The 24,721-nt window shown below is 65.6% G+C and carries 27 protein-coding genes; 20 read left to right on the top strand and 7 right to left on the bottom strand.

Annotated features, from left to right (window positions below):
- Nucleotides 1-10: 10 nt before the first annotated feature.
- Genes ACU0AG_RS00135 through ACU0AG_RS00115 form a run of 5 tightly spaced genes read right to left on the bottom strand, consistent with a single transcriptional unit; the run spans nt 11 to nt 4,119 of the window.
- Nucleotides 11-1,195 carry a CCA tRNA nucleotidyltransferase gene (locus ACU0AG_RS00135; RefSeq protein ID WP_482780227.1) on the bottom strand — a complete coding sequence of 395 codons (1,185 nt, stop codon included), beginning with the start codon at nt 1,193-1,195 and terminating at the stop codon, nt 11-13.
- Complete coding sequence (locus ACU0AG_RS00130; protein WP_482780226.1) at nt 1,185-1,793, bottom strand: CoA pyrophosphatase; 609 nt, start codon at nt 1,791-1,793, stop codon at nt 1,185-1,187. The genes ACU0AG_RS00135 and ACU0AG_RS00130 overlap by 11 nt, the downstream gene beginning before the upstream one ends.
- Entirely contained in the window at nt 1,790-2,344 is a 555-nt protein-coding gene (locus tag ACU0AG_RS00125) for a DUF1285 domain-containing protein (protein WP_482780225.1), read from the bottom strand. Before ACU0AG_RS00125 ends, ACU0AG_RS00130 begins: the two co-directional genes overlap by 4 nt.
- A gap of 51 nt (nt 2,345-2,395) precedes the next feature.
- A complete protein-coding gene (locus ACU0AG_RS00120) occupies nt 2,396-2,962 on the bottom strand; it encodes a GNAT family N-acetyltransferase (RefSeq protein ID WP_482780224.1) in 567 nt (188 codons plus the stop codon).
- Nucleotides 2,959-4,119, bottom strand: a complete 1,161-nt coding sequence (locus ACU0AG_RS00115) for a PQQ-dependent sugar dehydrogenase (protein WP_482780223.1) — start codon at nt 4,117-4,119, stop codon at nt 2,959-2,961. Before ACU0AG_RS00115 ends, ACU0AG_RS00120 begins: the two co-directional genes overlap by 4 nt.
- Between ACU0AG_RS00115 and ACU0AG_RS00110 the strand changes: the two genes are divergently transcribed.
- The 4 genes from ACU0AG_RS00110 (at nt 4,118) to ACU0AG_RS00095 (ending at nt 8,464) form a co-directional block, all read left to right on the top strand.
- Nucleotides 4,118-4,741 (top strand): ribonuclease HII, encoded by a 624-nt coding sequence (locus tag ACU0AG_RS00110; RefSeq protein WP_482780222.1) that lies wholly within the window; start codon nt 4,118-4,120, stop codon nt 4,739-4,741. The two genes, ACU0AG_RS00115 and ACU0AG_RS00110, sit on opposite strands and share 2 nt — an antisense overlap.
- Before the next feature lie 195 nt (nt 4,742-4,936).
- On the top strand, nt 4,937-6,079 hold the full coding sequence (locus tag ACU0AG_RS00105) for a DNA methyltransferase (protein WP_482780221.1): 1,143 nt from the start codon (nt 4,937-4,939) through the stop codon (nt 6,077-6,079).
- Nucleotides 6,080-6,088: 9 nt separating this feature from the next.
- Nucleotides 6,089-7,201, top strand: a complete 1,113-nt coding sequence (folP, locus tag ACU0AG_RS00100; protein ID WP_482780220.1) for a dihydropteroate synthase — start codon at nt 6,089-6,091, stop codon at nt 7,199-7,201.
- Between the two features lie 84 nt (nt 7,202-7,285).
- Nucleotides 7,286-8,464 (top strand): alkaline phosphatase D family protein, encoded by a 1,179-nt coding sequence (locus ACU0AG_RS00095; protein ID WP_482780219.1) that lies wholly within the window; start codon nt 7,286-7,288, stop codon nt 8,462-8,464.
- 81 nt (nt 8,465-8,545) lie between these two features.
- Here the strand turns inward: ACU0AG_RS00095 and ACU0AG_RS00090 are convergent, their stop codons facing one another.
- Nucleotides 8,546-9,307 (bottom strand): SDR family NAD(P)-dependent oxidoreductase, encoded by a 762-nt coding sequence (locus tag ACU0AG_RS00090; protein WP_482780218.1) that lies wholly within the window; start codon nt 9,305-9,307, stop codon nt 8,546-8,548.
- Nucleotides 9,308-9,486: 179 nt separating this feature from the next.
- On the opposite strand from ACU0AG_RS00090, the gene ACU0AG_RS00085 reads away from it, so the two are divergent.
- The gene (locus ACU0AG_RS00085) at nt 9,487-10,305 is read left to right on the top strand and encodes an HNH endonuclease (protein WP_482780217.1); all 819 of its coding nucleotides are present in this window, start codon (nt 9,487-9,489) and stop codon (nt 10,303-10,305) included.
- Between the two features lie 2 nt (nt 10,306-10,307).
- Here ACU0AG_RS00085 and ACU0AG_RS00080 read toward each other — a convergent pair whose 3' ends face one another.
- The gene (locus ACU0AG_RS00080; RefSeq protein ID WP_482780216.1) at nt 10,308-11,753 is read right to left on the bottom strand and encodes a sigma-54-dependent transcriptional regulator; all 1,446 of its coding nucleotides are present in this window, start codon (nt 11,751-11,753) and stop codon (nt 10,308-10,310) included.
- Between the two features lie 275 nt (nt 11,754-12,028).
- Between ACU0AG_RS00080 and ACU0AG_RS00075 the strand changes: the two genes are divergently transcribed.
- The 15 genes from ACU0AG_RS00075 (at nt 12,029) to ACU0AG_RS00005 (ending at nt 24,720) form a co-directional block, all read left to right on the top strand.
- The gene (locus tag ACU0AG_RS00075) at nt 12,029-12,151 is read left to right on the top strand and encodes a hypothetical protein (protein WP_482780215.1); all 123 of its coding nucleotides are present in this window, start codon (nt 12,029-12,031) and stop codon (nt 12,149-12,151) included.
- A gap of 12 nt (nt 12,152-12,163) precedes the next feature.
- Nucleotides 12,164-13,285 carry an NAD(P) transhydrogenase subunit alpha gene (locus ACU0AG_RS00070; protein WP_482780214.1) on the top strand — a complete coding sequence of 374 codons (1,122 nt, stop codon included), beginning with the start codon at nt 12,164-12,166 and terminating at the stop codon, nt 13,283-13,285.
- Between the two features lie 11 nt (nt 13,286-13,296).
- Nucleotides 13,297-13,647, top strand: coding sequence for a hypothetical protein (locus ACU0AG_RS00065; protein WP_482780213.1), 351 nt, complete (start codon nt 13,297-13,299; stop codon nt 13,645-13,647).
- Nucleotide 13,648: 1 nt separating this feature from the next.
- Entirely contained in the window at nt 13,649-13,930 is a 282-nt protein-coding gene (locus ACU0AG_RS00060; protein ID WP_296306960.1) for an NAD(P) transhydrogenase subunit alpha part 2, read from the top strand.
- A 3-nt stretch (nt 13,931-13,933) separates the two neighbouring features.
- Nucleotides 13,934-15,394 carry an NAD(P)(+) transhydrogenase (Re/Si-specific) subunit beta gene (locus tag ACU0AG_RS00055; RefSeq protein ID WP_482780212.1) on the top strand — a complete coding sequence of 487 codons (1,461 nt, stop codon included), beginning with the start codon at nt 13,934-13,936 and terminating at the stop codon, nt 15,392-15,394.
- 66 nt (nt 15,395-15,460) lie between these two features.
- Nucleotides 15,461-15,802, top strand: a complete 342-nt coding sequence (locus tag ACU0AG_RS00050) for a hypothetical protein (RefSeq protein ID WP_482780211.1) — start codon at nt 15,461-15,463, stop codon at nt 15,800-15,802.
- A 90-nt stretch (nt 15,803-15,892) separates the two neighbouring features.
- Nucleotides 15,893-17,089 (top strand): parallel beta-helix domain-containing protein, encoded by a 1,197-nt coding sequence (locus ACU0AG_RS00045; RefSeq protein ID WP_482780210.1) that lies wholly within the window; start codon nt 15,893-15,895, stop codon nt 17,087-17,089.
- On the top strand, nt 17,086-18,099 hold the full coding sequence (locus ACU0AG_RS00040; protein ID WP_482780209.1) for an SO2930 family diheme c-type cytochrome: 1,014 nt from the start codon (nt 17,086-17,088) through the stop codon (nt 18,097-18,099). Before ACU0AG_RS00045 ends, ACU0AG_RS00040 begins: the two co-directional genes overlap by 4 nt.
- Nucleotides 18,096-19,088 (top strand): alpha/beta fold hydrolase, encoded by a 993-nt coding sequence (locus ACU0AG_RS00035; protein WP_482780208.1) that lies wholly within the window; start codon nt 18,096-18,098, stop codon nt 19,086-19,088. The genes ACU0AG_RS00040 and ACU0AG_RS00035 overlap by 4 nt, the downstream gene beginning before the upstream one ends.
- Nucleotides 19,089-19,181: 93 nt before the next feature.
- Complete coding sequence (locus tag ACU0AG_RS00030; protein WP_482780207.1) at nt 19,182-19,886, top strand: aspartate/glutamate racemase family protein; 705 nt, start codon at nt 19,182-19,184, stop codon at nt 19,884-19,886.
- 272 nt (nt 19,887-20,158) lie between these two features.
- The gene (locus ACU0AG_RS00025; RefSeq protein WP_482780206.1) at nt 20,159-21,322 is read left to right on the top strand and encodes a deoxyguanosinetriphosphate triphosphohydrolase; all 1,164 of its coding nucleotides are present in this window, start codon (nt 20,159-20,161) and stop codon (nt 21,320-21,322) included.
- Nucleotides 21,315-22,040, top strand: coding sequence for an NAD(P)H-binding protein (locus tag ACU0AG_RS00020; protein ID WP_482780205.1), 726 nt, complete (start codon nt 21,315-21,317; stop codon nt 22,038-22,040). Before ACU0AG_RS00025 ends, ACU0AG_RS00020 begins: the two co-directional genes overlap by 8 nt.
- The gene (locus tag ACU0AG_RS00015; RefSeq protein ID WP_482780204.1) at nt 22,037-22,489 is read left to right on the top strand and encodes an ABA4-like family protein; all 453 of its coding nucleotides are present in this window, start codon (nt 22,037-22,039) and stop codon (nt 22,487-22,489) included. Before ACU0AG_RS00020 ends, ACU0AG_RS00015 begins: the two co-directional genes overlap by 4 nt.
- A gap of 69 nt (nt 22,490-22,558) precedes the next feature.
- Nucleotides 22,559-24,121: a long-chain-fatty-acid--CoA ligase gene (locus tag ACU0AG_RS00010; protein WP_482780203.1), complete on the top strand. Its 1,563-nt coding sequence runs from the start codon at nt 22,559-22,561 to the stop codon at nt 24,119-24,121.
- Nucleotides 24,118-24,720: a DUF938 domain-containing protein gene (locus tag ACU0AG_RS00005; RefSeq protein ID WP_482780202.1), complete on the top strand. Its 603-nt coding sequence runs from the start codon at nt 24,118-24,120 to the stop codon at nt 24,718-24,720. The genes ACU0AG_RS00010 and ACU0AG_RS00005 overlap by 4 nt, the downstream gene beginning before the upstream one ends.
- Nucleotide 24,721: the final 1 nt, after the last annotated feature.

Below are 24,721 nucleotides of genomic sequence, written 5' to 3'. Positions count from 1 at the left end.
GTGGGCACGATCAGGAGGAGGTTTTCGCCAGTTCCTCGGCCAGCAGGGCATCGATCCGCCCTGCATCGGGGAAGCCTTCGGCCACCCAGCGCGCCTCGACCGCTTGCAGGATCCGCGCCACCGCCGGCCCTGCGGTCACCCCGCGCGCGACAATCGCGCCGCCTTTCAGCGGGAACAGTGGCACCGGCCAACCCACCAGCGCCCGCGCATCGCCGCCCAGCAGCAGCATCCGGTCGATGGCGACTGGCGGGGTCAGGCGGTAGGCCAGCGCGTGGTGGTTTGCCGCATCATCGGCCTGCCGCTCTGCCGCGCTGACCAGGCGGCCGCGTTGGGCCTTGGACAGGCGCAGGCGGGCGGCGACCGTCTCGGCGACATCGGGCGAGGGTGGCAGCAGCGCTGCAAGCCGCCGCACGGGATCGGGATCGAAGCCCTGTTTCCGCTCTGCCGCAATCAGCCGGGCGAGCGCGGCAAGCTGCGCCTTGCAGGCTTCGGGCAGGATCACGCCAAGCACGCCGCGTTCGCGCATCCGTTCCAGTGTCGGGTGCGGATCGGGCAGGGCAAGCAGCGCGAGCAGTTCTGCCGCTATCCGTTCGCGGCTGAGGCCCTTGAGCGTATGGGCAAGTTCGGCACAGGCATCTTCGGCCACCGCATCAAGATCGGCCCCGAAGCGTGCCTGAAAGCGGTAGTAGCGCAGGATCCGCAGATGATCCTCGGCAATCCGCTGACGGGCATCGCCGATGAACCGCACCCGCCGCGCCGCCAGATCGGCAAGCCCGCCGAACCAGTCTGATATCTCCAGCGTTTCAGGGTGGGCATAGAGCGCGTTGATGGTGAAATCGCGCCTTGCGGCATCCTCCGGCCAGTCGTTGGCAAAGGCGATGGTGGCGCGCCTGCCATCGGTGGCGACATCGCGGCGCAGGGTGGTGATTTCGACCGGGCCGTCTTTCAGGATCGCGGTGATGGTGCCGTGCTCGATCCCGGTCGGCACCGTGCGGATACCGGCCTTGCCGCACAATGCGATGACCTCGGCGGGCATCAATTTGGTGGCGCAATCGACATCGTGGACGGCCACGCCCAGCAGGCTGTCGCGCACCGCCCCGCCAACCCAGCGGATATTCTCCGCCCCCAGCGCAGCGGTCAGCGCGGTAAGGCCCGCACGGCGCGGCCATTCTGCCACCGCAAGATCAAGCAGCATCGCGCAAGGCCTCCAGCGTGATCCGCCGCGACAGGTTGGCGATGATCGCCGCGGTCACACCCCAGATGCGGAACCCCTGCCAATCGAGTTCGAGATAGCGCCGCGTGTTGCCGCGCCAATAGGCCTCGTTGCTGGTCCAGCTGGCCGGATCGAGCAGCAGGGAAAGCGGCGCCTCGAACCATGCCTCGACCTCGCCGGGGCTGGGCACAAGCGGCAGGCCCGGCGGCACCACGCCCACCACCGGCGTCACCACAAAGCCGGTGCCGGTGTGATAGATATCGCTGGTGCCGATCACCCGCACGGCATCGCGGGGCAGGGCCAGTTCCTCCTCGGCCTCGCGCAGGGCAGCAGTGACGGCATCCTCGCCCGGATCGATCTTGCCACCGGGGAAGGCGACTTGTCCGGGATGGTCGCGCATGGCGCGGGGGCGCTGGGTCAGGATCACCTGCGGATCATGAAGAACGTCGGTGATCGCGATCAGTACCGCGGCAGGCGTGGCGCGCCCACCGCGGGCGAACTGGGCATCGCTCAACAGATCGGGAATCTCGCGCGCATGGCCAGCCGCAAAGGCGCGGGCGAGGGGATCGAAAATGCTCATGGCAGCAGCGCGAAGCTTTCGCCCTTGCTGGTGACCAGCCAGCCGTTCTCCTCTGCCCCCTCGGCCAGCGCGATCTCTGCCAGCTGCGCCCAGGTCGAACGGTTGAGCCGCGCCTCGCACCCGCGCCGCACGTGGAGATAGAGCGCCGGTTCATCGGCCGAACCTGCAGCGCGCAAGGGGTGATCCGGCCCGGCGATCACGATGTCATCGGTGTTGAGGCGGAACACCAGCGCATCATCGGCGCGCACGCAATCGACCGCGATGAAGGCTGCATCCTCGACCGCGATGGTCAGTTTCTCGAACGGGGTCACCAGCCAGTGCTGGCCGGCCTCGTCCCGCTTCAGCAGGCCCGCAAAGGCGCGTACCATGGCCTCGCGCCGGATCGGGTCGCCCTCGTGGAACCAGGTGCCGTCAGCTGCAATGCGCATCTGGCTGTCGCCCGATTGCTGCGGCGCCCAGCCTTCAACCGGCGGCAGCTTGCGCTGCGCGACGAGGTCGGCGATTTCCGCCAGCGTCAGTTCGGCAAGGTAGGGGGGCGGTTCGTAAGGCATCGGGTGTCCGAGATGGCAGATGCGTCGCGTAAGGTGAAGAGCCTACCTGCCTCACCCTTCCCACGGACCCAGCATCCCTTCGGCGGGCATGGCGGCAAGGCCGTGGCCGCGGGCAAGCAGTCGGTGCTGTTCATAGGGACCGGGGCAGCGCCAGCCGCCGGTCATTGCGGCGGAAAAGCCCCAGCGACCGTAATACTCCGCATCGCCGATCAACACCTGAGGGAGTCCTTGCGGTCCTACCGCTTCGCTACTTGAGGACCCCGGGCCTCCGCCAGCGGCCAGCCGCGCATCCTCGGCAATCATCGCGCTCATCAGCCCGATGCCGAAGCCTTCGCCCTGCCGTTCGGGCACGACCGCCACCGGCCCCACCATCACCAGCGGCACCTGACCCTGCTGTGTCCTGAGGCCGATCGGCCAGCACTGGATCGTGCCGACCAGCAAACCGTCCTCGTCGAGCGCGGCAAGGCTGAGACCCGGCAGCCAGTCCATCCCTTCACGGATGCGATAGGCGGTGCGGGCGTGCCGGTCCGGCCCGAAGGCGCGGTCCAGCACTTCCTCGATCATCGCCGGATCGACCGCTTCGAGCGGGATCAGGGTAATGGTGGCCGCACCGCTCATTCGGCGGTCAGCTTCAGCAGGCGGGCGCCCTTGCCATCCTCGGCCACCCACAGCGCGCCGTCCGGACCCTGTGCAAGGCTGCGCAACCGGCGCTCGAAGGTGTGGCGGGCGACTTCGCGCGCGCTTTCGCCGTCAAGCGCGACATCGACCAGCGCCATGCTGCCAAGGCCCGCCATCAGCGCATGCCCCTTCCATGCGGTGAACATGTCGCCGGTGTAGATCAGCATGTCGCCCGGTGCGATCACCGGGGTCCAGCTGGCAGCAGGCTGGGCAAAGCCATCGTCGGCGGCATGATCGGGGATCGGATCGCCGTTGTAATGGTCGCCGTTGGACCGCACCGGCCAGCCATAATTGGCGCCCGGCTTGACGAGATTGAGTTCATCGCCGCCCGCCGGGCCGTGCTCGACTTCCCACAGCTGCCCGCTCGCATCCCAGTCCATGCCGAGGATGTTGCGGTGGCCGTAAGACCAGATTTCCGCCGTTACGCCGCCTTTGTCAGCCATCGGGTTGCCCGCGGCAGGCGTGCCGTCGAGGTTGAGCCGCACGATCGTGCCAAGCGTGTTCGACGTATCCTGCGCCGGCTGCATCTTCTGCCGTTCGCCGCTGGCGACATAGAGATACTTGCCATCGGGCGAGATCAGCAGGCGGTGCGAATAATGCCCGCGGCCGGTCACCTTGGGAGTCTGCCGCCAGATCACGCTGAGGCCTTCGATGGCGCAATCCTCGGTCTCGCCGCAGACCAGCGTGCCCTTGCCGACCACGGCGCCGCGGGTGTCGCCTTCTCCGGCTTCGGCCCAGCTGAGATAGATGGTGCGGCGTTCGAGCACATCCGATGCTTCAGCCGGAAGGAAGGCGATATCGCCAAGGCCGCCCTGACCGCCATAGGCGACCTGCGGAACCCCGCTGACCGTGCCGATAATGCCGGTTGTGGTGTCGATGAACTTCACCGCCCCGGCCTTCTCGGTCACGAACAGCACCGGGGTGCCGGGGGCAAAGGCGATGGCCCAGGGTTCCTCGAAAGTGGCGACTTCTTTCGAGGCGAAAGCGGCGGCGCTTGCTGTTGCAGCGGCGGTTTCCCCGGTTTCGGCATTGGCACAGCTTGCCAGCAGCATGGCAGGCAGGGACAAGGCGGCGAGAAAGCGGGATGAACGGATCATGCTAGGGGTTACTCCGGGTTTTACGGCTGCAACCGGCGGCATCGTCATCGGGGTGGACGAAGCCGGGCGCGGGCCGCTGGCCGGGCCGGTGGTGGCCGCGGCGGTGGTTCTGGGGCGCGAGATACCTGCGGGGCTCGACGATTCCAAGCGCCTTTCCGCCAAGCGCCGCGCAACCCTCGACGAAGCGATCCGCCGCAACTGCTGCTGGGCGGTTGCGGTGGTCGACGCCGAAGAGATCGACCGGCTCAATATCTTCATCGCCACGATGGAAGCCATGACCCGTGCCGTTGGCGCACTTACGGGCGCAATCGCCGCGCCGGTGCGCGAGGTGCTGATCGATGGCAACATGACCCCGCAGGGCCGCTGTGCCGCCTGGGACTGGAAGGCGCGGGCGATTGTCGGCGGGGACGGGATCGAGCCGTGCATCTCTGCCGCCTCGATCATCGCCAAGGAATGGCGCGACCGGATGATGCTGGAGGCCGCACAGGCGCATCCGCATTACGGGTGGGAACGCAACAAGGGCTATGGCACCGCCGAGCACATGGAAGCGCTGCGCCAGCATGGCCCCAGCCCGCTTCACCGCCGCAGCTTTGCACCGGTTTCGCAGTTGCCGCTGATCTGAGTCTTCCCCGCCACACCCCTGCATATCGAGTCCTGCCGGGGGCGGGGGACTCAACATCTTGTGCCGGACTCGTTTCGTTCCGCACGATGGCACCGTGCTGCCACAATCCCTGCGAAAAATTAGGTGCTTGACGCGGACTCTTCAAAGACTCATGCCTGTGGATAAGTTCCAGACATAGCAGGCAGGATTGATCCGGTGAGTGTGACAGAAAAGGTAAGGTCGCGGGCAAAAAGCGTTGTAAAAACGCAGGAAAGCGTGCGCACACCGGATTTGCCGCTGGGCCGCATCTTGCCGGGCGACTGCATCGCCGCCATGCGCTCGCTGCCGAGCGCCAGCGTCGATCTGGTGTTCGCCGATCCGCCCTATAACCTGCAACTCGGCGGCGATCTCAACCGGCCTGACGGTAGCCATGTCGATGCTGTGACCGACCATTGGGACCAGTTCGATTCCATGGCGGCCTATGACAAGTTCACCCGTGAATGGCTGGCCGAGGCGCGGCGGGTGCTCAAGCCCGATGGCGCGCTCTGGGTGATCGGTTCCTACCACAATATCTTCCGCGTCGGGGCGATCTTGCAGGATCTCGGCTTCTGGATCTTGAACGATATCGTCTGGCGCAAGACCAACCCGATGCCCAACTTCAAGGGCACCCGCTTCACCAACGCGCATGAAACGCTGATCTGGGCGAGCATGGGGGAAAAATCGCGCTACCACTTCAATTACCGTGCGATGAAGACCCTGAATGACGAGCTCCAGATGCGCAGCGACTGGGTGCTGCCGATCTGCTCGGGCGGGGAGCGGCTCAAGGAAAACGGCAAGAAAGCGCACCCGACCCAGAAGCCTGAGGCGCTGCTCTACCGTGTGCTGCTCGCCACGACGGAAAAGGGCGACGTGGTGCTCGACCCGTTCTTCGGCACCGGCACCACCGGCGCGGTCGCCAAGCGGCTGGGGCGCGAGTGGATCGGGTGCGAGCGCGAGGATTTCTACCGTGGCGTCGCCGAAAAGCGCATTGCCCGCGAACTGCCGCTCGATGAAAGCGCGCTCACCACGATGCAATCGGCCCGCACCGCGCCCAAGGTGGCGTTCGGCGCGGTGGTGGAGGGCGGGCTGATCCCGCCCGGCAGCACGGTGTTCGACAAGAAGCGCCGCTGGATCGCCACGGTGCGTGCCGATGGCAGCCTCGAATGCGGCGGAAAGACCGGTTCGATCCACGGCCTCGGCAAGGAATTGCAGGGCGCGCCGAGCTGCAATGGCTGGTCCTTCTGGCATTACGAGAGCGGCGGTGATGTGCAGCCGATCGATGCCGCACGCCAGCTCTACCTGCTGGCCGCCGAGGACTAGGCGCAGGCCATGGCGGGGGCCGTCTACCTCCACCCCCTGACGCTCGTCTCCGGCCCGCAGGCGGTGGACGGGGAGGCGGTGCGGCTGGGCGGCAGCATGGCCTATGCCCGCGAATTCGCGCTGGTGGTGCGCGAGGGCGGGGCAGTCACATCCCGCACGCTCGCCACACCCGCAACGATGGAGGCGGCGATTGCCCGCCTGCCCTCCGCCTTGGCCGGGGATGCTGCCGCACAGTGGGCCAACTTGCGAAAGGTTCACCCGCCGCTGGAACTTGGCCCGCGCACTGTCCGGCTCGATCAGCCGCAGATCATGGGCATCCTCAACGTCACGCCCGACAGTTTTTCCGATGGCGGCCAGCACGACAGCGCCGCTGCGGGCCGCGCCCATGCTGCCGCGATGCTGGAGGCGGGTGCGGCCATCATCGACATCGGCGGGGAAAGCACCCGTCCGGGCGCTGCTGCCACCTTCGAGGATGAGGAAATCCGCCGCGTCGTCCCCGCAGTCGAATATTGCGCTGCGATGGGCGCTGCGATCAGCCTCGACACGCGGCGGGCGGGGGTGCTGGCGGCTGGCCTTGCGGCTGGCGCGCATATGGCGAATGATGTGTCCGCTCTGCGCTATGACCCGCGCAGCATCGAGGTTGTCGCCACCGAAGGCTGCCCCGTGGTGCTGATGCACGCGCCCGGCGCGGGCGAGGATCTGCACAAAGGCGCAGGTTATGGCGATGTGGTGAGCGAGGTGTTCGACTTCCTCAAATCCGCCCGCGCCCGCGCTGTTGCAGCGGGGATTGCGGAGGATCGCATCATCCTTGATCCCGGCATCGGCTTCGGCAAATCGCTTGGCGAAAACCTCGCGCTGATGAACGCCTTGCCGCTGTTCCACGGCCTCGGCAGTCCGCTGCTTCTGGGGGCGAGCCGCAAGCGCATGATCGGCGCGCTTTCGGCAGAGGAGCCGGCCGACCGGCGCCTTGCCGGATCGCTGGCCCTCGCGCTCAGGGGGATGGAGGCAGGGGTGCACCTGCTGCGGGTGCATGACGTGGCCGAGACGGTGCAGGCCCGCAATGTCTGGCGGGGATTGCGCGATGCAGGGCTGACCGATTTCAGCCAGATCCCTGCCGCTTGAGGCCGCTGCACTTGACGCCATAGTCCTGTCACCCGATCAGGCCACACCATCCCCTGTGTCCGATTCCCTTCAAGGAGCCTGATCATGCGTACCCCGCTGTTCGCCGCCGCGCTGTTTGCCGCCACCGGACTTGCCGCTGCCCCGCTGCTGGCTGACAATCACGCGCCTGCGGATGAAACTCCGGTGGCGGTGAGCCTGACCCCGGACCAGCTGCTTGCCCCCTATTATGCCGAGCTGCGCAAGAAGGTCTCGATGCCGCAAGCCGGCCCGAACCCCGCGCTCGCCCCTGCGACCACGCTGACCCGCATCGCCTTTGGCAGCTGCAACCACCAGAGCGCGCCGCAGCACATGTGGGCGCAGATCGCGGCGCAGCAGCCGCAGCTGTTCATGATGATCGGCGACAATGTTTACGGCGACAATGGCTGGGACGCCGATGCCGGGCTTGAGAGCCTGCGCCAGTCCTATGCACTGCAGGCATCGCACCCCGAATTCGCCGCCTTCCGCGCAAGGTTTCCGATGATGGCGACCTGGGACGATCACGATTACGGCCTCAATGATGCAGGCGGCAATTTCCCGATGCGCCGCTGGGCCGAGGAACTGTTCGAAACCTTCTGGGGATCCTCTGACGCCGTGCGTTCGCGCCCCGGCGTCTATGACAGCAGCATCACCGGACCCGAAGGCAAGCGCGTGCAGGTAATCCTGCTCGACACGCGCTTTTTCCGGTCGGACCTCAAGCGGATGGCGTGGAGCAAGGATCGCCCGCCGTTGGGTGGCTACCTGCCCGATAGCGATCCGGCCAAAACCATCCTTGGTGCTGACCAGTGGGCGTGGCTCAAGCAGGAACTGGCCAAGCCCGCAGACCTGCGCATTCTGGTGTCGTCCACGCAGGTCATCACCGATGCCCACCAGTTCGAAGGCTGGACCAACTTCCCCGCCGAGCGCGCACGGCTTTACGAGGCGCTTGCGGCTCGCGCACCGAGCGGGCTGGTGATGCTGTCGGGCGATCGCCACGCGGCGGGCATCTACAAGGCAGAGCACAAGGGCGAGACCATGTGGGAGCTGACCAGTTCCAGCCTCAACCTCGCCTTCGGCAACGACAATGACCGCAGCACCGCGCGCGAACCCGATGCGGCGCGGACCACCAAGTTCTTCTCGGAAGAGAATTACGGGCTGATCGACATCGACTGGAAGACCAAGCGCCTGACCATGACGCTCAAGGGCAATACCAGCGCGACGCTTGCTTCGCAGACGTTCGATTTCTGAGGTGCTTGGAAAGGCATTTCGGCGATGTTTCACGTGAAACATTTTCGCCCTGTTGGATCGGGGCGAAAATGTTTCGTGAAATCAGAGGGTAAAGCCGCCGTCTGACACCATCACATGGCCGGTAATGTTGGAAGCGGCATCGCTCAGCAGATAGAGGATGCTGTCTGCCATCTCCTCTGAGGTGGCAAAACGGCCCAGCGGCGTGGTTTTGGCCATGGCCCTGATCGTTGCCTCGCGGCCGATAGCGGCGACCGAGGCCTTGAAGTCCTCGCCGCTCTCCCAGATCGCGGTGTCCACCCCGCCGGGGGCTATCGCATTGACCCGAATGCCTTTTCTTGCGCTCTCGGCGGCAGCGATGCGGGCCATGTGCGCGACTGCGGCCTTGGACACGCCATAGGGGCCGATGCCCGGCACCGGCTTCAGCCCGGTGACCGAGGCGACCACCACCACGCTGCCGCCCTTGCTTTCCATCGCCCGCAGGGAACTGGCGAGCGTCAGGAAGGCGCCATCGAGGTTCACGGCCATCACACGGCGCCATTCAGCCAGCGAAAGCGATGCCAGCGGGCCACCCGAACCGATACCGGCATTTACCAAGGCATGGTCAAGACCGGTCAAGCGGGGGTCTAGATCGGCCCAGAGCGCCTCATCCGCCACGCTTCCGACAATGCGGTGAACCTCGCAACCGGGCAGGTCGAGCGCATCCAGCCCCGCGTCATCGACATCGACAAGGAACAGCTTCGCTGCCCCCCGCGCTGCCAGAGCCTTTGCCGCCGCAGCACCGATCCCCGATGCCGCGCCGGTCACGAGCGCGATGCGCCCTTTGAAATCCTGAGTCTGTGTCATCCCCACCGGCTAGGCCCGGCAAGCGCACCGATCAAGCCGTTCGATTGCCGGCCGAGGCTGGCGTCGCCCAGACGGACCGTAGGCTTTGCAGCAAATCGGGAGTAAGTGCTCCTGAGTGACGCGGTTTTTACGCGTGCATCCTCAAGCGCAGACCCGGGTTCACTGAGAAAGGACATCTGATGGCGTTCTGGCTTTATCGTCCGGGTCGTAACGATCAGTTTCTGAACGAAATCGTGGAATTCGGGTGGTTGGTTCTAGGGTTCTATGGCACGCCGGACCTCGGCCGGGTCAAGGACAGGGAAGAACTCCGCGCCATCGTTCATGCGGTCTATCCCGAGAAATGCCCCGCGACGATAACCCGCTTCGCCAATGAGATCGCAAACTTCTTGTGGTCAATGAAACCCGATGACGACGTGCTGATGCCGTTCGCTTCCGGCAGGAAGTTCTTTTTAGGCAAGGTGCTCGTAGAGCCTTATCGTTTCTTGGCAGACCTGCCGATCCGCGCGAACCACATTCGAAGCGCGATTTGGCATACCCAGTTCGGGCGTGACGACATGCCCGCCGACCTATGGAGAACATTGAATGTCCGAATGACCATTCGCGAGCTCGACAGGGCTTGGCTCGACAAGTTGCCCGCGTCGCCTGCTGAAACCTGGCCGATAGGTTTGGTGTCCGATGTGGAGCCCCATTATGCGTTGGAAGGCACGGCACGGCTCGTCGAAGCGAAACTACTTTCTCGGGACCGGGATGTCGTGGACCGCGCATGGAGATCGAATGTCGCGGCGCACAGAGGGATGGGGCAATGTGTCGGCTGCGGATTCACGCATCCGGATCGTGGAATGTTCGACGTGCATCACTGCAAGCCGATCGCTCAAGGTGTGCGCAGAACACTGCCGCAAGACCTGATCGTACTTTGTCCCAACTGTCATCGCGCAGTCCACCACAAACGGGGGGCACAACCGCTTTCTATCGACGAGTTGCGCGATTTATCGCCGTGACATTACGCCGCGTTATCGATCCCGAGGTCGGAGAGCTTGCGGTAAAGGGTCGAACGGCCGATCCCCAGCCTGCGCGCCACTTCGGTCATGCGGCCGCGGTAATGGCCGATGGCAAGGCGGATCACGTCAGCCTCGATCTCTTCCAGCGGGCGCAGGTTGCCGTCGGGGGTGTAGAGCATGATGCCCACCCCGTCGTGCACGCTTGCCGTGGTCACGCTGCCCTGTTCGCCCAGCATCTCGGACAATTGCGGGAAGCTGTCGGCGGTCAGCGTGTTGCCGTCGCAATAGACCGCGGCGCGGAACAGCACCGATTGCAGCTGGCGGACATTGCCCGGCCATTCATAGGCGGCCAGCAGCGCCAGCGCGCTGTCCGATACCGAAAGGTGGTTGAGACCCGGCTGTTCGCCGATCCGGGCGAGGAAATGGCGGGTCAGCGCGGGAATATCGCCGGTGCGTTCGCGCAGCGCGGGCAGCAGGATGCGGGTCGCGCCCAGCTTGGCCGCAAGATCGGCGTCGAACTGTCCGGCCTCCACCATCCGGTCGAGCCCGACATTGCTGGTCACCAGCAGCCGCACATCGACGCGGAACCCGTAGCTGGCACCGACCGGGCGGATGATCCCGCTCGTCAGTGCCTCGCACAGCCGCTGTTGCAGGGCCGGGGTCAGGCGGTCGATCTCGTCGAGGATCAGCGTGCCGCCGTCGCAGTGCTGGAACGCGCCGATCTGGCGGTCGAAGGCGCCGGGGAAGCTGCCGGGTTCATGCCCGAACAGCACCGATTCGATCGATCCGGGCGGCACGCTGGCGAGGTTGATGATCCGCAAGGGTTCTTTCGAGCGCGGGCTGGCACCGTGCATGGCGCGCATCAGCATTTCCTTGCCGGTGCCGCTTTCGCCTTCGATCAACACATGGCCATGCCCGCGCGCCGCCTTGGCCGCCTGCGCCAGCGCGGCGCGGAACGAGGGCGCGGTGCCGATCATCGCATCGAAATCGAGGCTGGCGGACATCTTCTCGGTCAGCGGGGCCAGTTCGTCGCGCGGGGATTCGCGGGTGGTGACAGACCGCAGGGCCTCCATCAGCCGGTCGGGCGAGACGGGCTTGACCAGATAGTCGCTCGCGCCTGCACGCATGGCTTCGACCGCCAGCAGCGGCGATGCGCTGGTGGTGAGCATCAGGATCGGCAGGGCGGGGCGGCGCGATTTCAGTTCGGCGATCAGCGCGCAGGCATCATCGCCCGGCACCCATTGATCGAGCAGGATCGCCGACAGCTGCATGCCTTCGCGGGTGCCGAGCATGGCGATCGCGGTTTCGGCATCGGGGGCGACGATCGTGCGCCAGCCATCGCGCGCGGCAATCGCGGTGATCAGCCGCGACTGGGCCGGCTCATCATCGATCAGCATCACGATTCGCGCATCGCTTTGCGCTTCGGGGTGGCAATCAATGTCAGCCATCAGTCGTGCCGCTCGCTTTCCCTCGGCCCGGTCAGAGGTGATCCGGGATCAATTCCAGGGCACAAGGCATAGGGGCGAGGGGTAAAAACGGGATTAAAGCTGTCACAGGTTGGGACAGGTAGAACGCGGCAAAGCGGCGCACTCTCACTAAAGGTGGCTTGAGATAGCGGGCCTGCTCCGATACGGGAGCGGGCAGTGTCTCATGACGAGGCGTGTTTTTTCGGCAACCAAATGCGCGCTGGCGTGTTTGACAGCCCAAGGGGAAACGTAAAATCATGACAGTTCACGATATGGAAAAGGCCACGGCCACCTACAGCGGCTTCATGGCCACGCTGAAGTGGGCCATCCCGGTGATCGCGGTGATCGTGTTCGCCGTTGTCGCAGCGATCGCCAGCTAAGCGCCCGCGCACGTGAAAATCGCCATCCTGAAAGAGCGCGCTTCCGGCGAAACGCGCGTTGCCGCCACGCCGGAAACGGTGAAGAAGTTTGCAGCGCTCGGCTGCTCGGTCGCGGTCGAGGCAGGGGCAGGTGTGACCGCTTCGGTCGAAGATGCCGCCTATGCCGAAGCCGGAGCGAGCGTCGGTGACGCCGCGGCTACGGTGAAGGATGCCGATATCATTCTGGGCATTCAGGCACCCGATCTCGCGCTGCTGAAGGGCGCGAAGCCGGGGGCCTGGGTGGCCGCGCTGTTCGATCCCTTCACGAAGCGCGATGTGGTCGATGCCTATGCGGCAGCGGGCTTTGAAGCGCTGTCGATGGAATTCATGCCGCGCATCACGCGTGCGCAGTCGATGGACGTGTTGTCCTCGCAATCGAACCTTGCAGGGTACAAGGCGGTGCTGGCGGCAGCCGACGCCTATGGCCGCGCCTTCCCGATGATGATGACGGCGGCCGGCACGGTGCAGGCCGCGCGCGTCTTCATCATGGGCGTAGGCGTTGCGGGCCTTCAGGCCATCGCGACCGCCCGCCGGCTCGGCGCGCAGGTCTCGGCGACCGACGTGCGGAGCGCCACCAAGGAACAGATCCAGTCGCTGGGCGCCAAGCCGATCTTCGTGGAGAATGTCGCAGGCATCGAAGGTGAAGGCTCGGGCGGCTATGCCACCGAAATGAGCGAGGAATACCAGAAGGCGCAGGCCGAACTGGTCTCCAGCCACATCGCCAAGCAGGACATCGTGATCACCACCGCGCTGATTCCGGGCCGCGCCGCGCCGCGCCTGATCACCGACGCGCAGATCGCGACGATGAAGCCCGGCAGCGTGATCTTCGATCTCGCGGTGGCGCAGGGCGGCAATGTTGAAGGCTCGGTCGCCGATCAGGTCGTGGTGAAGCACGGCGTGAAGATCATCGGCTATGCCAACACCCCCGCCGCGCTCCCCGCCGACGCATCGGCGCTGTTCGCGCGCAACCACTACAACTTCCTCAGCGCCTTCTGGGACAAGGAGGCGCAGCGGCCCGTGCTCGACGAGGAAATCGGCAATGCCATCCGCCTGACGCAGGGCGGCAAGGTTGTTAACGAGAGGCTTGCCGGGTGAGGTGGGCGCTGGTGCCGCTCGCCGCGGTCCTCATCGCCGCCACGCCCGCTGAAGAACGCGCCGCGTCGCTTTCTGGCAGCTGGAGCGTCGATCTCAGGCTGGAACTGACGGACGAGGCCTATTCGCAGCCGATGGTGCTGACCGTGGCGCCCGATGGCGGGGTGACCGGCAGCTTCTACAACAGCGAGATTCTCGCCGGGCGCGCCGGGACAGCACAGGGACGCAACTGCGTCGCCTTCCGCACGACTGACGGGCAGGGGCTCTATCACACCTCGGCTTGCCTCGTGGATGGCAAGATGGTCGGTCAGACCTGGGCCGAGGGCCGCAATTTCGTTCTGCCATGGACCGCAACAAGGGGCTGACATGGACTTTATTTCGATTCTCTCGATCTTCGTGCTGGCCTGCTTCGTGGGCTATTACGTTGTCTGGTCGGTCACCCCGGCGCTCCACACCCCGCTGATGGCGGTGACCAACGCGATCTCCTCGGTGATCATCGTCGGTGCGCTGATTGCTTCGGCGGAGGCCAACAGCCCGGTTGCCAAGTATCTCGGCCTGTTCGGAGTGGTGCTCGCCAGCATCAACATCTTCGGCGGCTTTGCCGTGACCGAGCGCATGCTCGCGATGTACAAGAAGAAGGAGAAGTAAGCGATGACCTTCTCCCTGCTTTCCGCCGCCGCTGCGGGTGAGGGCGGCACGCCCGCCTGGGCGATGCTGGCCTATCTCGTCTCGGGCGTGTTCTTCATCCTCGCGCTGCGCGGGCTTTCCAGTCCGGCGACCTCGCGCACCGGCAACCGCAACGGCATGATCGGGATGGCCATTGCGCTGGTGACGACGCTGGTGACCCACGACCTCGCCAACATCACCGAGATCTGCATGGCCATCGGCATCGGCGCGGCTGTCGGCATTGTTGTCGCACGACGCATCGCCATGACGGCCATGCCCGAACTGGTCGCCGGCTTCCACTCGCTGGTGGGCCTTGCCGCAGTGGTGGTGGGCTTTGGCGCGTGGCTCGATCCGCAGTCCTTCGGGATCGTCGATGAAGCGGGGCAGATCCTTGGCGTGAGCCGTGTGGAACTCGGCCTCGGCATCGCCATCGGTGCGATCACCTTCTCGGGCTCTGTCATCGCCTTCCTCAAGCTTTCGGGCCGGATGAGCGGTTCGCCGATCATGCTGCCGGGGCGGCATGTGATCAATCTCGGCACGCTGGCCGCGATCCTTGGTCTGATCGGCCTCTACACCGTTTCGCCCGAAGGCGGGGCGGGCGAGGGCTGGATGATCATCGCGGTGGCGGTGCTGGCCTTTATCATCGGCTTCCTGCTGATCATCCCGATCGGCGGGGCGGACATGCCGGTGGTCGTCTCGATGCTGAACAGCTACTCGGGCTGGGCCGCAGCGGCGATGGGCTTCACGCTCGGCAACAGCGCGATGATCATCACCGGGGCGCTGGTCGGCTCGTCGGGCGCGATCCTCAGCTACATCATGTGCCGCGCGATGAACCGCAGCTTCATTTCGGTGATCGCCGGCGGCTTCGGTGCCGATGCCGGCGCGGGCGGCGGAGCGGGTGGTGCGCGCGAGCAGCGGCCCTACAAGCAGGGCAGCGCGGAAGATGCCGCCTACATGCTCGAACAGGCCGAGAAGGTCATCATCATCCCCGGCTACGGGATGGCGGTGGCGCAGGCCCAGCACGCGCTGCGCGAAATGGGCGACAAGCTCAAGGAAAAGGGCGTGGAGGTGAAGTATGCCATCCACCCCGTCGCGGGCCGTATGCCGGGGCACATGAACGTGCTGCTGGCCGAAGCCAGCGTGCCCTATGACGAGGTCTTCGAACTCGAAGACATTAACTCCGAATTCGCCCAGTGCGACGTCGCCTTCATCATCGGCGCGAACGACGTGGTGAACCCGGCGGCCAAGACCGACAAGTCCTCGCCGATCTACGGGATGCCGGTGTTCGACGTGGACAAGGCCAAGCAGGTGTTCTTCATCAAGCGCTCGATGGGCGGGGTGGGCTATGCCGGGGTCGACAACGACGTGTTCTACATGAACCAGACCGTCATGCTCCTCGCCGACGCGAAGAAGATGGTCGAGGAAATCGTCAAGTCGCTCGATTAAGCATCGCGCCGAAAAGTGGGAACCGGTTTTCGGCTTCTCGGTGATGCGACAGCAAATAGGCTGCCTGTGAAGAAACTGCTGTTCTGGATGCTGGTTCTTGCCGCGCTGGCGGGCGGGGCGGTGTACACCGGCCTCGCCAACCCGCTGATCGCCGCGCAGGTCGAAAGCGCGCTGACCCAATCCGGCATCGGCGAAAAGCGCGCCGCCTGCATGGCAGAGCGGATGGTCGACCGGCTCAATGTGATCCAGCTGTGGAAGCTCAGGCAGGGCATGGCCGCGCAACCGGGCGAGCCGGAAGAAGGCTATGGCCTCGGCGAACTGATCAAGCGGCTTGACCGCGTCGACGATGGCGAGGCGGTGGCGGTGCTCACCACCTCTGCCGGGCTGTGCGCGCTGGGGATCGGGTAAGGTTTTTGTTCGCCTACCGCTGCGCTGCTTGAGGCGCTTGCATTCTCTCCCCCCGATGCGCCACACTGCACGGCGGAGAGGGAGAACACCATGAGACGACTGGCTCTTGCCGCTGCGCTGCTCGCCACCGCAGCACCGCTCGCCGCCGAAACCCACCGGGTCGAACCGGGCGAGGGCGCCGCCACGCGGCTACAGGAGGCGCTGATCCTTGCTGCGCCCGGCGATACCATCGAACTGGGCAAGGGCCGCTTCGTGCTGACCGATGGCCTCAGCCTCGATGTTGACGGGGTGACGGTGCGCGGCGCGGGGATGGATGAAACCGTGCTCGATTTCACCACGCAAAAGGGCGCTGGTGAAGGCCTGCTGGTCACCTCCGACAACGTGACCTTGCGCGATTTCGCGCTCGAAAACCCCAAGGGTGACGGCATCAAGTCCAAGGGGGCGGACAATATCGTCTACAGCCGTGTCCGTGTGACATGGACGGGCGGCCCGCTTGCCACCAATGGCGCTTACGGCATCTATCCGGTCGAAAGCACCGGCGTGCTGGTGACGGGTTCCAAGGTTTCGGGCGCGTCGGATGCCGGCATCTATGTCGGCCAGAGCCGCGATATCACCGTGCGCAACAACATCGTCGAGGCCAATGTCGCGGGCATCGAGATCGAGAACAGCCGCAATGCGCTGGTCGAAAACAATATCGCCACGCGCAACACCGGCGGACTGCTGGTGTTCGATCTGCCCGGCCTGCCGGTGATGAACGGGGGCAACGTGATCCTGCGGCGCAATCTGGTGGTGGATAACGACACCCCCAATTTCGCCCCGCCGGGCAATATCGTGGCGGGCGTCCGGCGCGGCACGGGCGTGCTGGTGATGGCGAATGACGGCGTGCTGATCGAGGAGAACATCCTCGACAACAACCCCACCGCCCATGTGATGGTGGTCGCCTATACGCAAGCCTTCGAGGATGCGCGCTACAACCCCTATGCAAGGAACGTGATCGTCGGCCCCAACACCTTCGGACGCGGCGGGGATGATCCGCAGCTGGATGGCAAGGAGCAACTCCTCGAAGCCTTCGGCGGAGCGCTGCCGCCGGTCATGTGGGACGGGGTGGTGGAAGACGGCAACGGGCTGATGATCGCCGAAGGGGTAAGCGGCTGGACGCTGAACCTGTCCCGGCCCGGTCAGGATCTGGCCGAGGCCCAGCCTGCACCGCTGGCCCTGACGCCGCTCGAAAGCTGGAGTTTCCCGGAAGTCGGCGCTCCTGCGGAACTGGAGGCGCGGCTGAAGTGAGGCGCGGCGCGATCCTCGCCCTGTCCGTGGCGGCGCTGGTCGCGTCGATGGCGGGTGCGCGCAGTCCGGCACCCGTAAATGATGCGGCGGTGCTGGGCGGCATGGCCCGGAACCTGTCCGAATACGGCTTTTTCGCCGATATGCGCCAGCAATGGGGCACCTATGGGGTGGAGGCCTATAGCCTCAACACGCCCTTATGGTCGGACGGGGCGGAAAAGCTGCGCTTCATCTACCTTCCCCCCGGCGCGAAGCTGGCTGCGGATGGCGCCGAAGACAACGGGGGCCTGCTGCAATTTCCTGTCGGCAGCGCGATCATCAAGACCTTTGCCTTTGGCGAGGGCGACAATCGCCGCCTCATCGAAACCCGCCTGCTGCTGCACCGCGCAGATGGTTGGGTGGCGCTGCCCTATCGCTGGAATGACGAACAGACCGATGCCACGCTGGCGCTGGCGGGCGGGCGGATCGATCTCGTCACCCCTGCGGGCGAGGCGATTTCCTATGCCATCCCCAACAAGAACCAGTGCAAATCCTGCCATTCCAAGAACGGAGCGGTCATTCCCATCGGGCCCAAGGCGCGCAACCTTTCCGCCGGGTGGCTTGGGACGATGGTTGAAGCGGGCGCGCTCGACCGCATGCCTGATGGTGCAGACATGCTGCCCGACTGGCGCACCCATGCGACCGGCCCCGCCGCGCCGCTGGCCCGCGCCTATCTCGATGTGAACTGCGCCCATTGCCACCAGCCGGGCGGGGGTGCGTCCAATTCTGGCCTCGATCTGCGCTGGGAGCAGCAGGAGCCTCACGCGATCGGCATTTTCAAGCGGCCGGTCGCTGCCGGGCGCGGGGCGGGCGGGCATGATTTCTCGGTGCTGCCGGGCCAGCCCGACACATCGATCCTGCTCTACCGGATGGACAGCGCCGAACCCGGCATCGCCATGCCCGAACTGGGCAAGAGCAGTGTGGATCACGATGGCGTTGCGGTGGTGCGGCGCTGGATTGCGGAGATGAAATGAAAAAGTGGGCCTTGCGCGGGCTGCTCGCGCTGTTGGTGGTGCTGGGTATCGCCTTCCTGATCTTCCGCACCCCCGATACGGATGCGGCGGAAATGCGGGCCAAGTATGGCGGCCCACCTTCGCAATTCGTCGATATCGGCGATGGCGTGACGGCTCACCTGCGCGACGAGGGGCCGAAGGATGCCCCCGCGATCGTGCTGCTCCACGGCTCCAACGCCGATCTGCACACCTGGGAGCCGTGGGCACAGGCGCTCAAGGGCCAGTACCGTGTGATCCGCTTCGATCAGGTCGGCCACGGCCTGACCGGCCCCGATCCGCAGCACGATTACAGCCGCGACAACTATGTGGCCGATGTGCTGGCGGTGGCGGACAGGCTGGGGCTGGATCGTTTCATCCTCGGCGGCAATTCGATGGGCGGCAAGCATGCGCTGGCCTTTGCCGTTGCGCATCCTGACCGGGTGGCCGGCCTTGTGCTGGTCGATGGCAGCGGCGGGCCGATGCTGCCGCTCAAGGGGGAAAAGACCCGCAAGGACAGCGGCGGCGGCAATATCGGGTTCCGGATCGCCCAGACGCCGGGGATCAACCTGCTGGTCGAACAGATCACCCCGCGCTCGCTGATCAGGCAGAGCCTCGAACAGTCGGTCTCGGTCAAGTCTGTCGCGAGCGAGGCGGCGGTTGACCGCTATTGGGAACTGCTGCGCTACCCCGGCAACCGCCGCGCGACGCTCAAGCGTTTCGCCTACCCCTACGAATCCCTGACCGAGGCCGAGATTGCCGGAGTGACCGCCCCGACCCTGATCCTGTGGGGCGAGGAAGACCGGTTGATCCCGGTCGAGGCGGGCCAATGGCTGGCAAAGACCATGCCGAACGCCGGTCTGGTGGTCTATCCCCGCATCGGCCATCTGCCGCATGAAGAGGCGGCGCAAGCGACGCTTGCCGATCTTCAGCCGTGGCTTGCACAGCACGCCCCGGCGCAGGCGGGGGAATAAAGCCGCCGCATATCCGCTGCGCACTGGACGGGAGGAACGCTTGGCCGTTACATCCCTTCGCAATTGCACACGAATACGGAAAGGACTGCGGGTTTGCGCAAGCTCGGGATCATTGGCGGCATGAGCTGGGTGTCGACCGCCACCTATTATGATTACATCAACCGCATGGTCCAGAAGCGCAGCCCCCCGATGGCGAGCGCGCCGCTGCTGATCGAGAGCCTTGATTTTCGACAGCTTTGCGGGCTTGTCGAAGATCACGACTGGCGGCGCGCCTCGGGCGTGCTGATCGACAGTGCCAGGCGGCTGGAGGGCGCGGGCGCAGGGGCGCTGATCATCGGCGCCAATTCGATGCACCGCCTGTATGATGATGTCGCGGCGGCGGTGAACATCCCGATCCTCCACATCGCCGAACATGTCGGCCTTGCCATGAAGCGTGCCGGCGCCACCAGTGCCGCGCTGCTGGGCACCCGCAACGTGATGACCGAAAGCTTCTACCGCAAGCGGCTGGTGGCGCACGGCATCGATCTGCTGCCCCCCAATCTCGAATATGTCGAGATGCTCGACCGGATCATCTATGACGAGCTGATGGTCGGCAAGGTCACCCGCGAGGCGGAGCGGACCTTGAAGACGATCATCACCAACAAGGCGCAGGAAGGCGCAGGCGCGATTGTGCTGGCCTGTACCGAGCTTGATCTGGTGGTCGATGTCGATGCCAATGTCCTGCCGATCTTCGACAGCACCCGCATCCACTGCGAGGCTGCGGCGGAGTGGATTCTCGGGGGCGAAGGCGGGGATTGATCGTCCGCTCGTCCGGCATTGTGGGCGTTTGGTCGATTTGGGCGGTTGCAAGGGGTGCAACGCGTTAACTTTTGTGGCTAGGGCGCCCGCGGATTTTGTCACGAAAATGAAATGGCATCATCCGGGTCTTCGGGTCGCACCGAACGGCCCTTGGGGCCGCCTTCCTCCCCCCCAATCACCGGAAGGCGGCTCCATAATCTCCTCCCATCCGCAAGGTTCCCGACCTGTTCCGGTTGAGGTGCGCCGCCACCTCCCCTAATCGCGGCTGCGTGATGTCCCGCGCCCCCTACGCCGCCGATCCCGAAACCCACAGCCCTCGCGAATTTGGCGGCAGCTTTGCCGGCGAACGGCGCGGGCCGCGCAGCGCCTTCCAGCGCGATCGCGACCGGATCGTCCATTCGATGAGCTTCCGGCGGCTGAAATCCAAGACGCAGGTGTTCATCGCTCCCGATGGCGACCACTACCGCACCCGCCTCACGCACAGCCTCGAAGTTGCGCAGATCGGCCGCGTGATCGCCCGTGCGCTGGGGCTGGACGAGGATCTGACCGAGGCGCTGTGCCTTGCCCACGATCTCGGCCATCCGCCCTTCGGCCACGCGGGCGAGGCGGCGCTGTCCGGCGCGCTGGAACGGCATGGCGGGTTCTGCCACAATGCGCAGGCGCTGCGCACGGTGATGCGGATCGAATGCCCCTATCCCGAACATGACGGGCTGAACCTGACCTGGGATCTGCTGGAAGGGCTGGCCAAGCATAACGGCCCGGTCACCGCGCCGGGCTGGGCGCTGGCGGAACTGGACGCGGCCTTTCCGCTCGATCTGGGCACATGGCCTTCGCTGGAAGCGCAGGTCGCCGCGGTGGCGGACGATATTGCCTATGACAATCACGACATCGACGATGGCCTGCGCGCCGGGTTTCTGGAGCTGGATGACCTGCTGACGCTCGATTTCCTCGCAGACCAGTGGCGGGCGGTCGAAAAGCGCTTTCCCCATGCCCCGCGAGAGCGTCTGCTGCGCGAGATGATCCGCGACCAGATCGGCCTGATGGTGAATGATGTGCTGGAGCACACGGCAGAGCAGGCGAAGGGCCTCGGTTCGGTCGCGGACGTGCGCGCCGCGGGGCGCCAGCTGGCCGGGTTCTCGCCTGACATGGCGGTGCAGGAACGGCGGCTGAAGACCTTCATGTACGAACGGCTCTACTACCACCCGGAACAGGTTGCGGCGGCAGAGCGCGCCCGCGATGTCGTCGCCCGGCTGTTTGCCGCCTATTCGCAGGATGCGCGGCTGATGCCCGAAGACTGGCAGGCGCGCCTGCCCGCGCAGGAGCCGCAGAGGTCCCGCGTGATCGCCGATTTCATCGCCGGGATGAGCGACCGTTTCGCCATGCAGGCGGTCGGCAGCATTTATGGCGAGCGTCCTTCGGGGCTGATCAATGTCTGACGCGCGCGGCCCCGTGCGGATCGCGCTGGTCGGCGCGACCGGCCTTGTCGGCCGCCGCGTGATCACAATTTCCAGCGCCGGCGATGAAGCGCGGATCGTCGGCATCGCCCGGCGCGAGGCGCCGCTGCCGCCTGGCGCCCGCATGGAAATGTTCGTGGCCGAGCCCGACAAATGGGGCGAAGTGCTCGAAGCCGTGCGTCCGCGCGCGCTGATCTGCACGCTTGGCACCACGATGAAGAAGGTGGGCGGCGATGAAGCGGCGTTCCGCGCTGTCGATCACGATCTGGTGCTGGCCACCGCAAGGGCGGCCAAGGCAGCAGGCGTGCCCAACATGGTGCTGGTCAGCGCCGCCGGAGCCGATGCGCGCTCCAAAAGCTTCTACATGCGGGTGAAGGGCGAAACCGAGGAGGCGGTGTCCAAGGTCGGTTTCAAGCGGCTCGACATCCTCCATCCCGGCCTGCTCAGGGGCGAGCGGGTGGACGATCTGCGCTTTGCCGAGCGCGCCGCACTGCTGGCTGCGCCGCTGGTCGATCCGCTGCTGTCTGGCAAGTGGGCGCGGTTCCGGTCGATCGATGCAGGGCTGGTGGCCGAGGCGGCGCTGGGCTTTGCCTTGCGGCGGGCGGGCGGGCGCTTCACCCATGATAATGACGCGATGCGCCGTGCCGCCCGTGAATGGCGGCGCGTGGCTGATGCCGATGCCGAGGGAGAGGTGGCATGATCGACTGGAACGCATGGTTCAGCATGGTCAATCTGCTCGCGCTGATCGCGTGGGCCGGTCTGATCGCCCTGCCGCGCTGGCCTGCCCTTCTTTCGGGCGTGCTCTATCTCGGTGTCGGCCTCTTGTGCCTGATCTATGCAGGCGGGCTGATCGGGGTGGTGAGTGGGCTGATCCCCAACCCGCAAGGCGGCGGGGCGGATTTCACCACCATTGCCGGCGTGCGCGCCATTTTCGGTAGCGATGCGGGGGTGACGATCGGTTGGACGCATTATCTCGCCTTCGATCTGTTCGTCGGCCTGTGGATTGCCCGCGATGCCGATGCCAAGGGCGTCTCGCGCTTCGTGCAGGCCCCGATCCTGCTGGCGACCCTGATGGCCGGGCCGCTGGGCCTGCTGGTGTGGCTGGGGCTGCGCGAACCGATGGCGCGCAGGCAGGGGCAGTTTCGTTAAATTGGCGGCTGGACGCTCGCGCGGATTCGCCTAACCTCTCCCCCACAGCTTTTGGGAGAGAGCACCGCCATGGCGCGAAACGCCTATCACGATCACCAGAATTTCGACGCGATCATGCATTTCTGGGCGAAGGAGCGCCCCGACGGCATTGCCTTCGATCAGGAAGGGCGGATCATCACCTATGCCGAGGCTGACCGGCTGACCCGTCAGCTTATCGCGCTGATGCAGTCTCGCGACATTACCGCAGGCGACCGCGTGGCGTGGCTGGGCAAGAACCGCGATATCTACTTCCTGCTCTATATCGCTGCGGCCCGGATGGGGGCGGTGATGGTGCCGATCGGATGGCGCCTCGCCCCGCGCGAGATCGCCTATATTCTCGGCGATACCGAGGCCAAGCTGCTGTTTGCCGATGCCGAATTCGTTGGCGTGGCGCATCAGGTGGCGGGCGAAGTCCCTGCCAATCCCGAAGTGATCGAGGGCGAGGCGGCGCGCACGGCGGCGGCGGGCTTCGAACCGGCGGATTACGCTCCGCCCGGCCCGCATGATCCGGTGCTGCAACTTTATACGTCGGGGACGACAGGCAATCCCAAGGGGGCGATGCTGTCGAACACCAACCTGCTCGGCCTCAGGAATGCGGGTAACGAGGCGGGGCTGGACTGGCAGTTCTACGAGCCTTCGGACTGCATGCTCGTCGCCATGCCGTGTGCGCATATCGGCGGGACGGGTCTGGTCAACATTGCGGTGGCGAACGGTGTGCGCAGCCTCGTGCAGGCGGAATTCTCGCCTGTCGGCGTGCTCGAGGCGATCGAGGCCGGGGCGACGCATATGTTCATCGTGCCCGCTGCGCTCCAGATGGTGGTCCAGCACCCGCGTGCGGCGACGACCGACTTCGGCAATCTGAAATACCTGATGTATGGCGCTGCCCCCATGCCGCTCGAACTGCTCAAGGAAGCGGTGCGCACCATGCCGACCACCAAATTCCTGCAAGCCTATGGCATGACCGAGACCAGCGGCACGATCTCGATCCTTCCGCCCGAGGACCACTCGACCGAAGGCAACCAGCGGATGCGTTCGGCGGGCAAGGCGTGTCCCGGCGTCGGGATCGAGGTGCGCGGGCCGGATAATGTCGAGGTGCCCCGCGGCGAGATCGGCGAGGTGTGCATCCGCTCGCCCTCGAACACCGCCGGATACTGGAAGCTGCCTGAGGCGACCGCAAAGACCATCGACCCGGACGGCTGGCTGCACACCGGTGATGCGGGCGTGATGGATGCGGATGGCTATGTCTACATTCAGGACCGCATCAAGGACATGATCATTTCCGGCGGCGAGAACGTCTATCCGGCAGAGGTCGAAAGCGCGATCTACGGTCATCCCGCCATTGCCGAGGTCGCGGTGATCGGGGTGCCGAGCGCCAAGTGGGGCGAGGAGGTCAAGGCCTGCGTTGTCGCCAAGCCCGGCTGCGAGATCGACGAGGCCGATGTGATCGCATGGGCACGCGAGCGGATCGCGGCGTTCAAGGCGCCCAAAAGCGTCGACGTGATCCCGCTGATGCCGCGCAACGCCAGCGGCAAGATCCTGCGGCGGGAACTGCGCGCGCCCTATTGGGAGGGGCAGGAGCGGCAGGTCTCGTGACTGCAAAGCAGCACGCGCCTGCCACCCTGCGCAACCGCGAACCGATTGCGCAGGTGCTTGCCCGCGAACTTCCAGCATCGGGGCGGGTCCTCGAAATCGCGGCGGGGACGGGGGAGCACGCGATGTTCTTTGCCGGACGCTTCCCCGCGCTCGCATGGCAGCCGACCGATCCCTCGGCAGAGGCGCTGGCTTCGATCGCGGCCTATCGGGCGGAATATGCCGGGACAAACCTTGCCGATCCGCTGCTGCTCGATGCGTCAGCGCCTGATCAATGGCCTGTGACGTCCGCAGATGCGATTGTGTGCATCAACATGGTGCATATCAGCCCTTGGGAAGCGACGCTGGGGCTGTTTGCGGGGGCAGCGCAGGTGCTGCGAGCGGGCAAGGGGCCGCTGATCCTCTATGGCCCCTATATCGAACAGGGCGTGGAAACCGCTCCGTCCAACCTCGAATTCGATGCCAGTCTCAAGGCGCGTGACCCGCGCTGGGGGCTGCGCGAGGCCGGGGCGCTCGATGATGTCGCCGCGCAGCATGGCATGGCCAGAAGCGCGAGATACGCGCTCCCGGCCAATAACATCATGCTGGTTTATCGTTTGTAAT

It is taken from the genome of Erythrobacter sp. RANMB8 (assembly GCF_056848235.1).
Note: the sequence above shows the minus strand (reverse complement) of the source record. Positions and strands in the feature narration are given on the sequence as shown.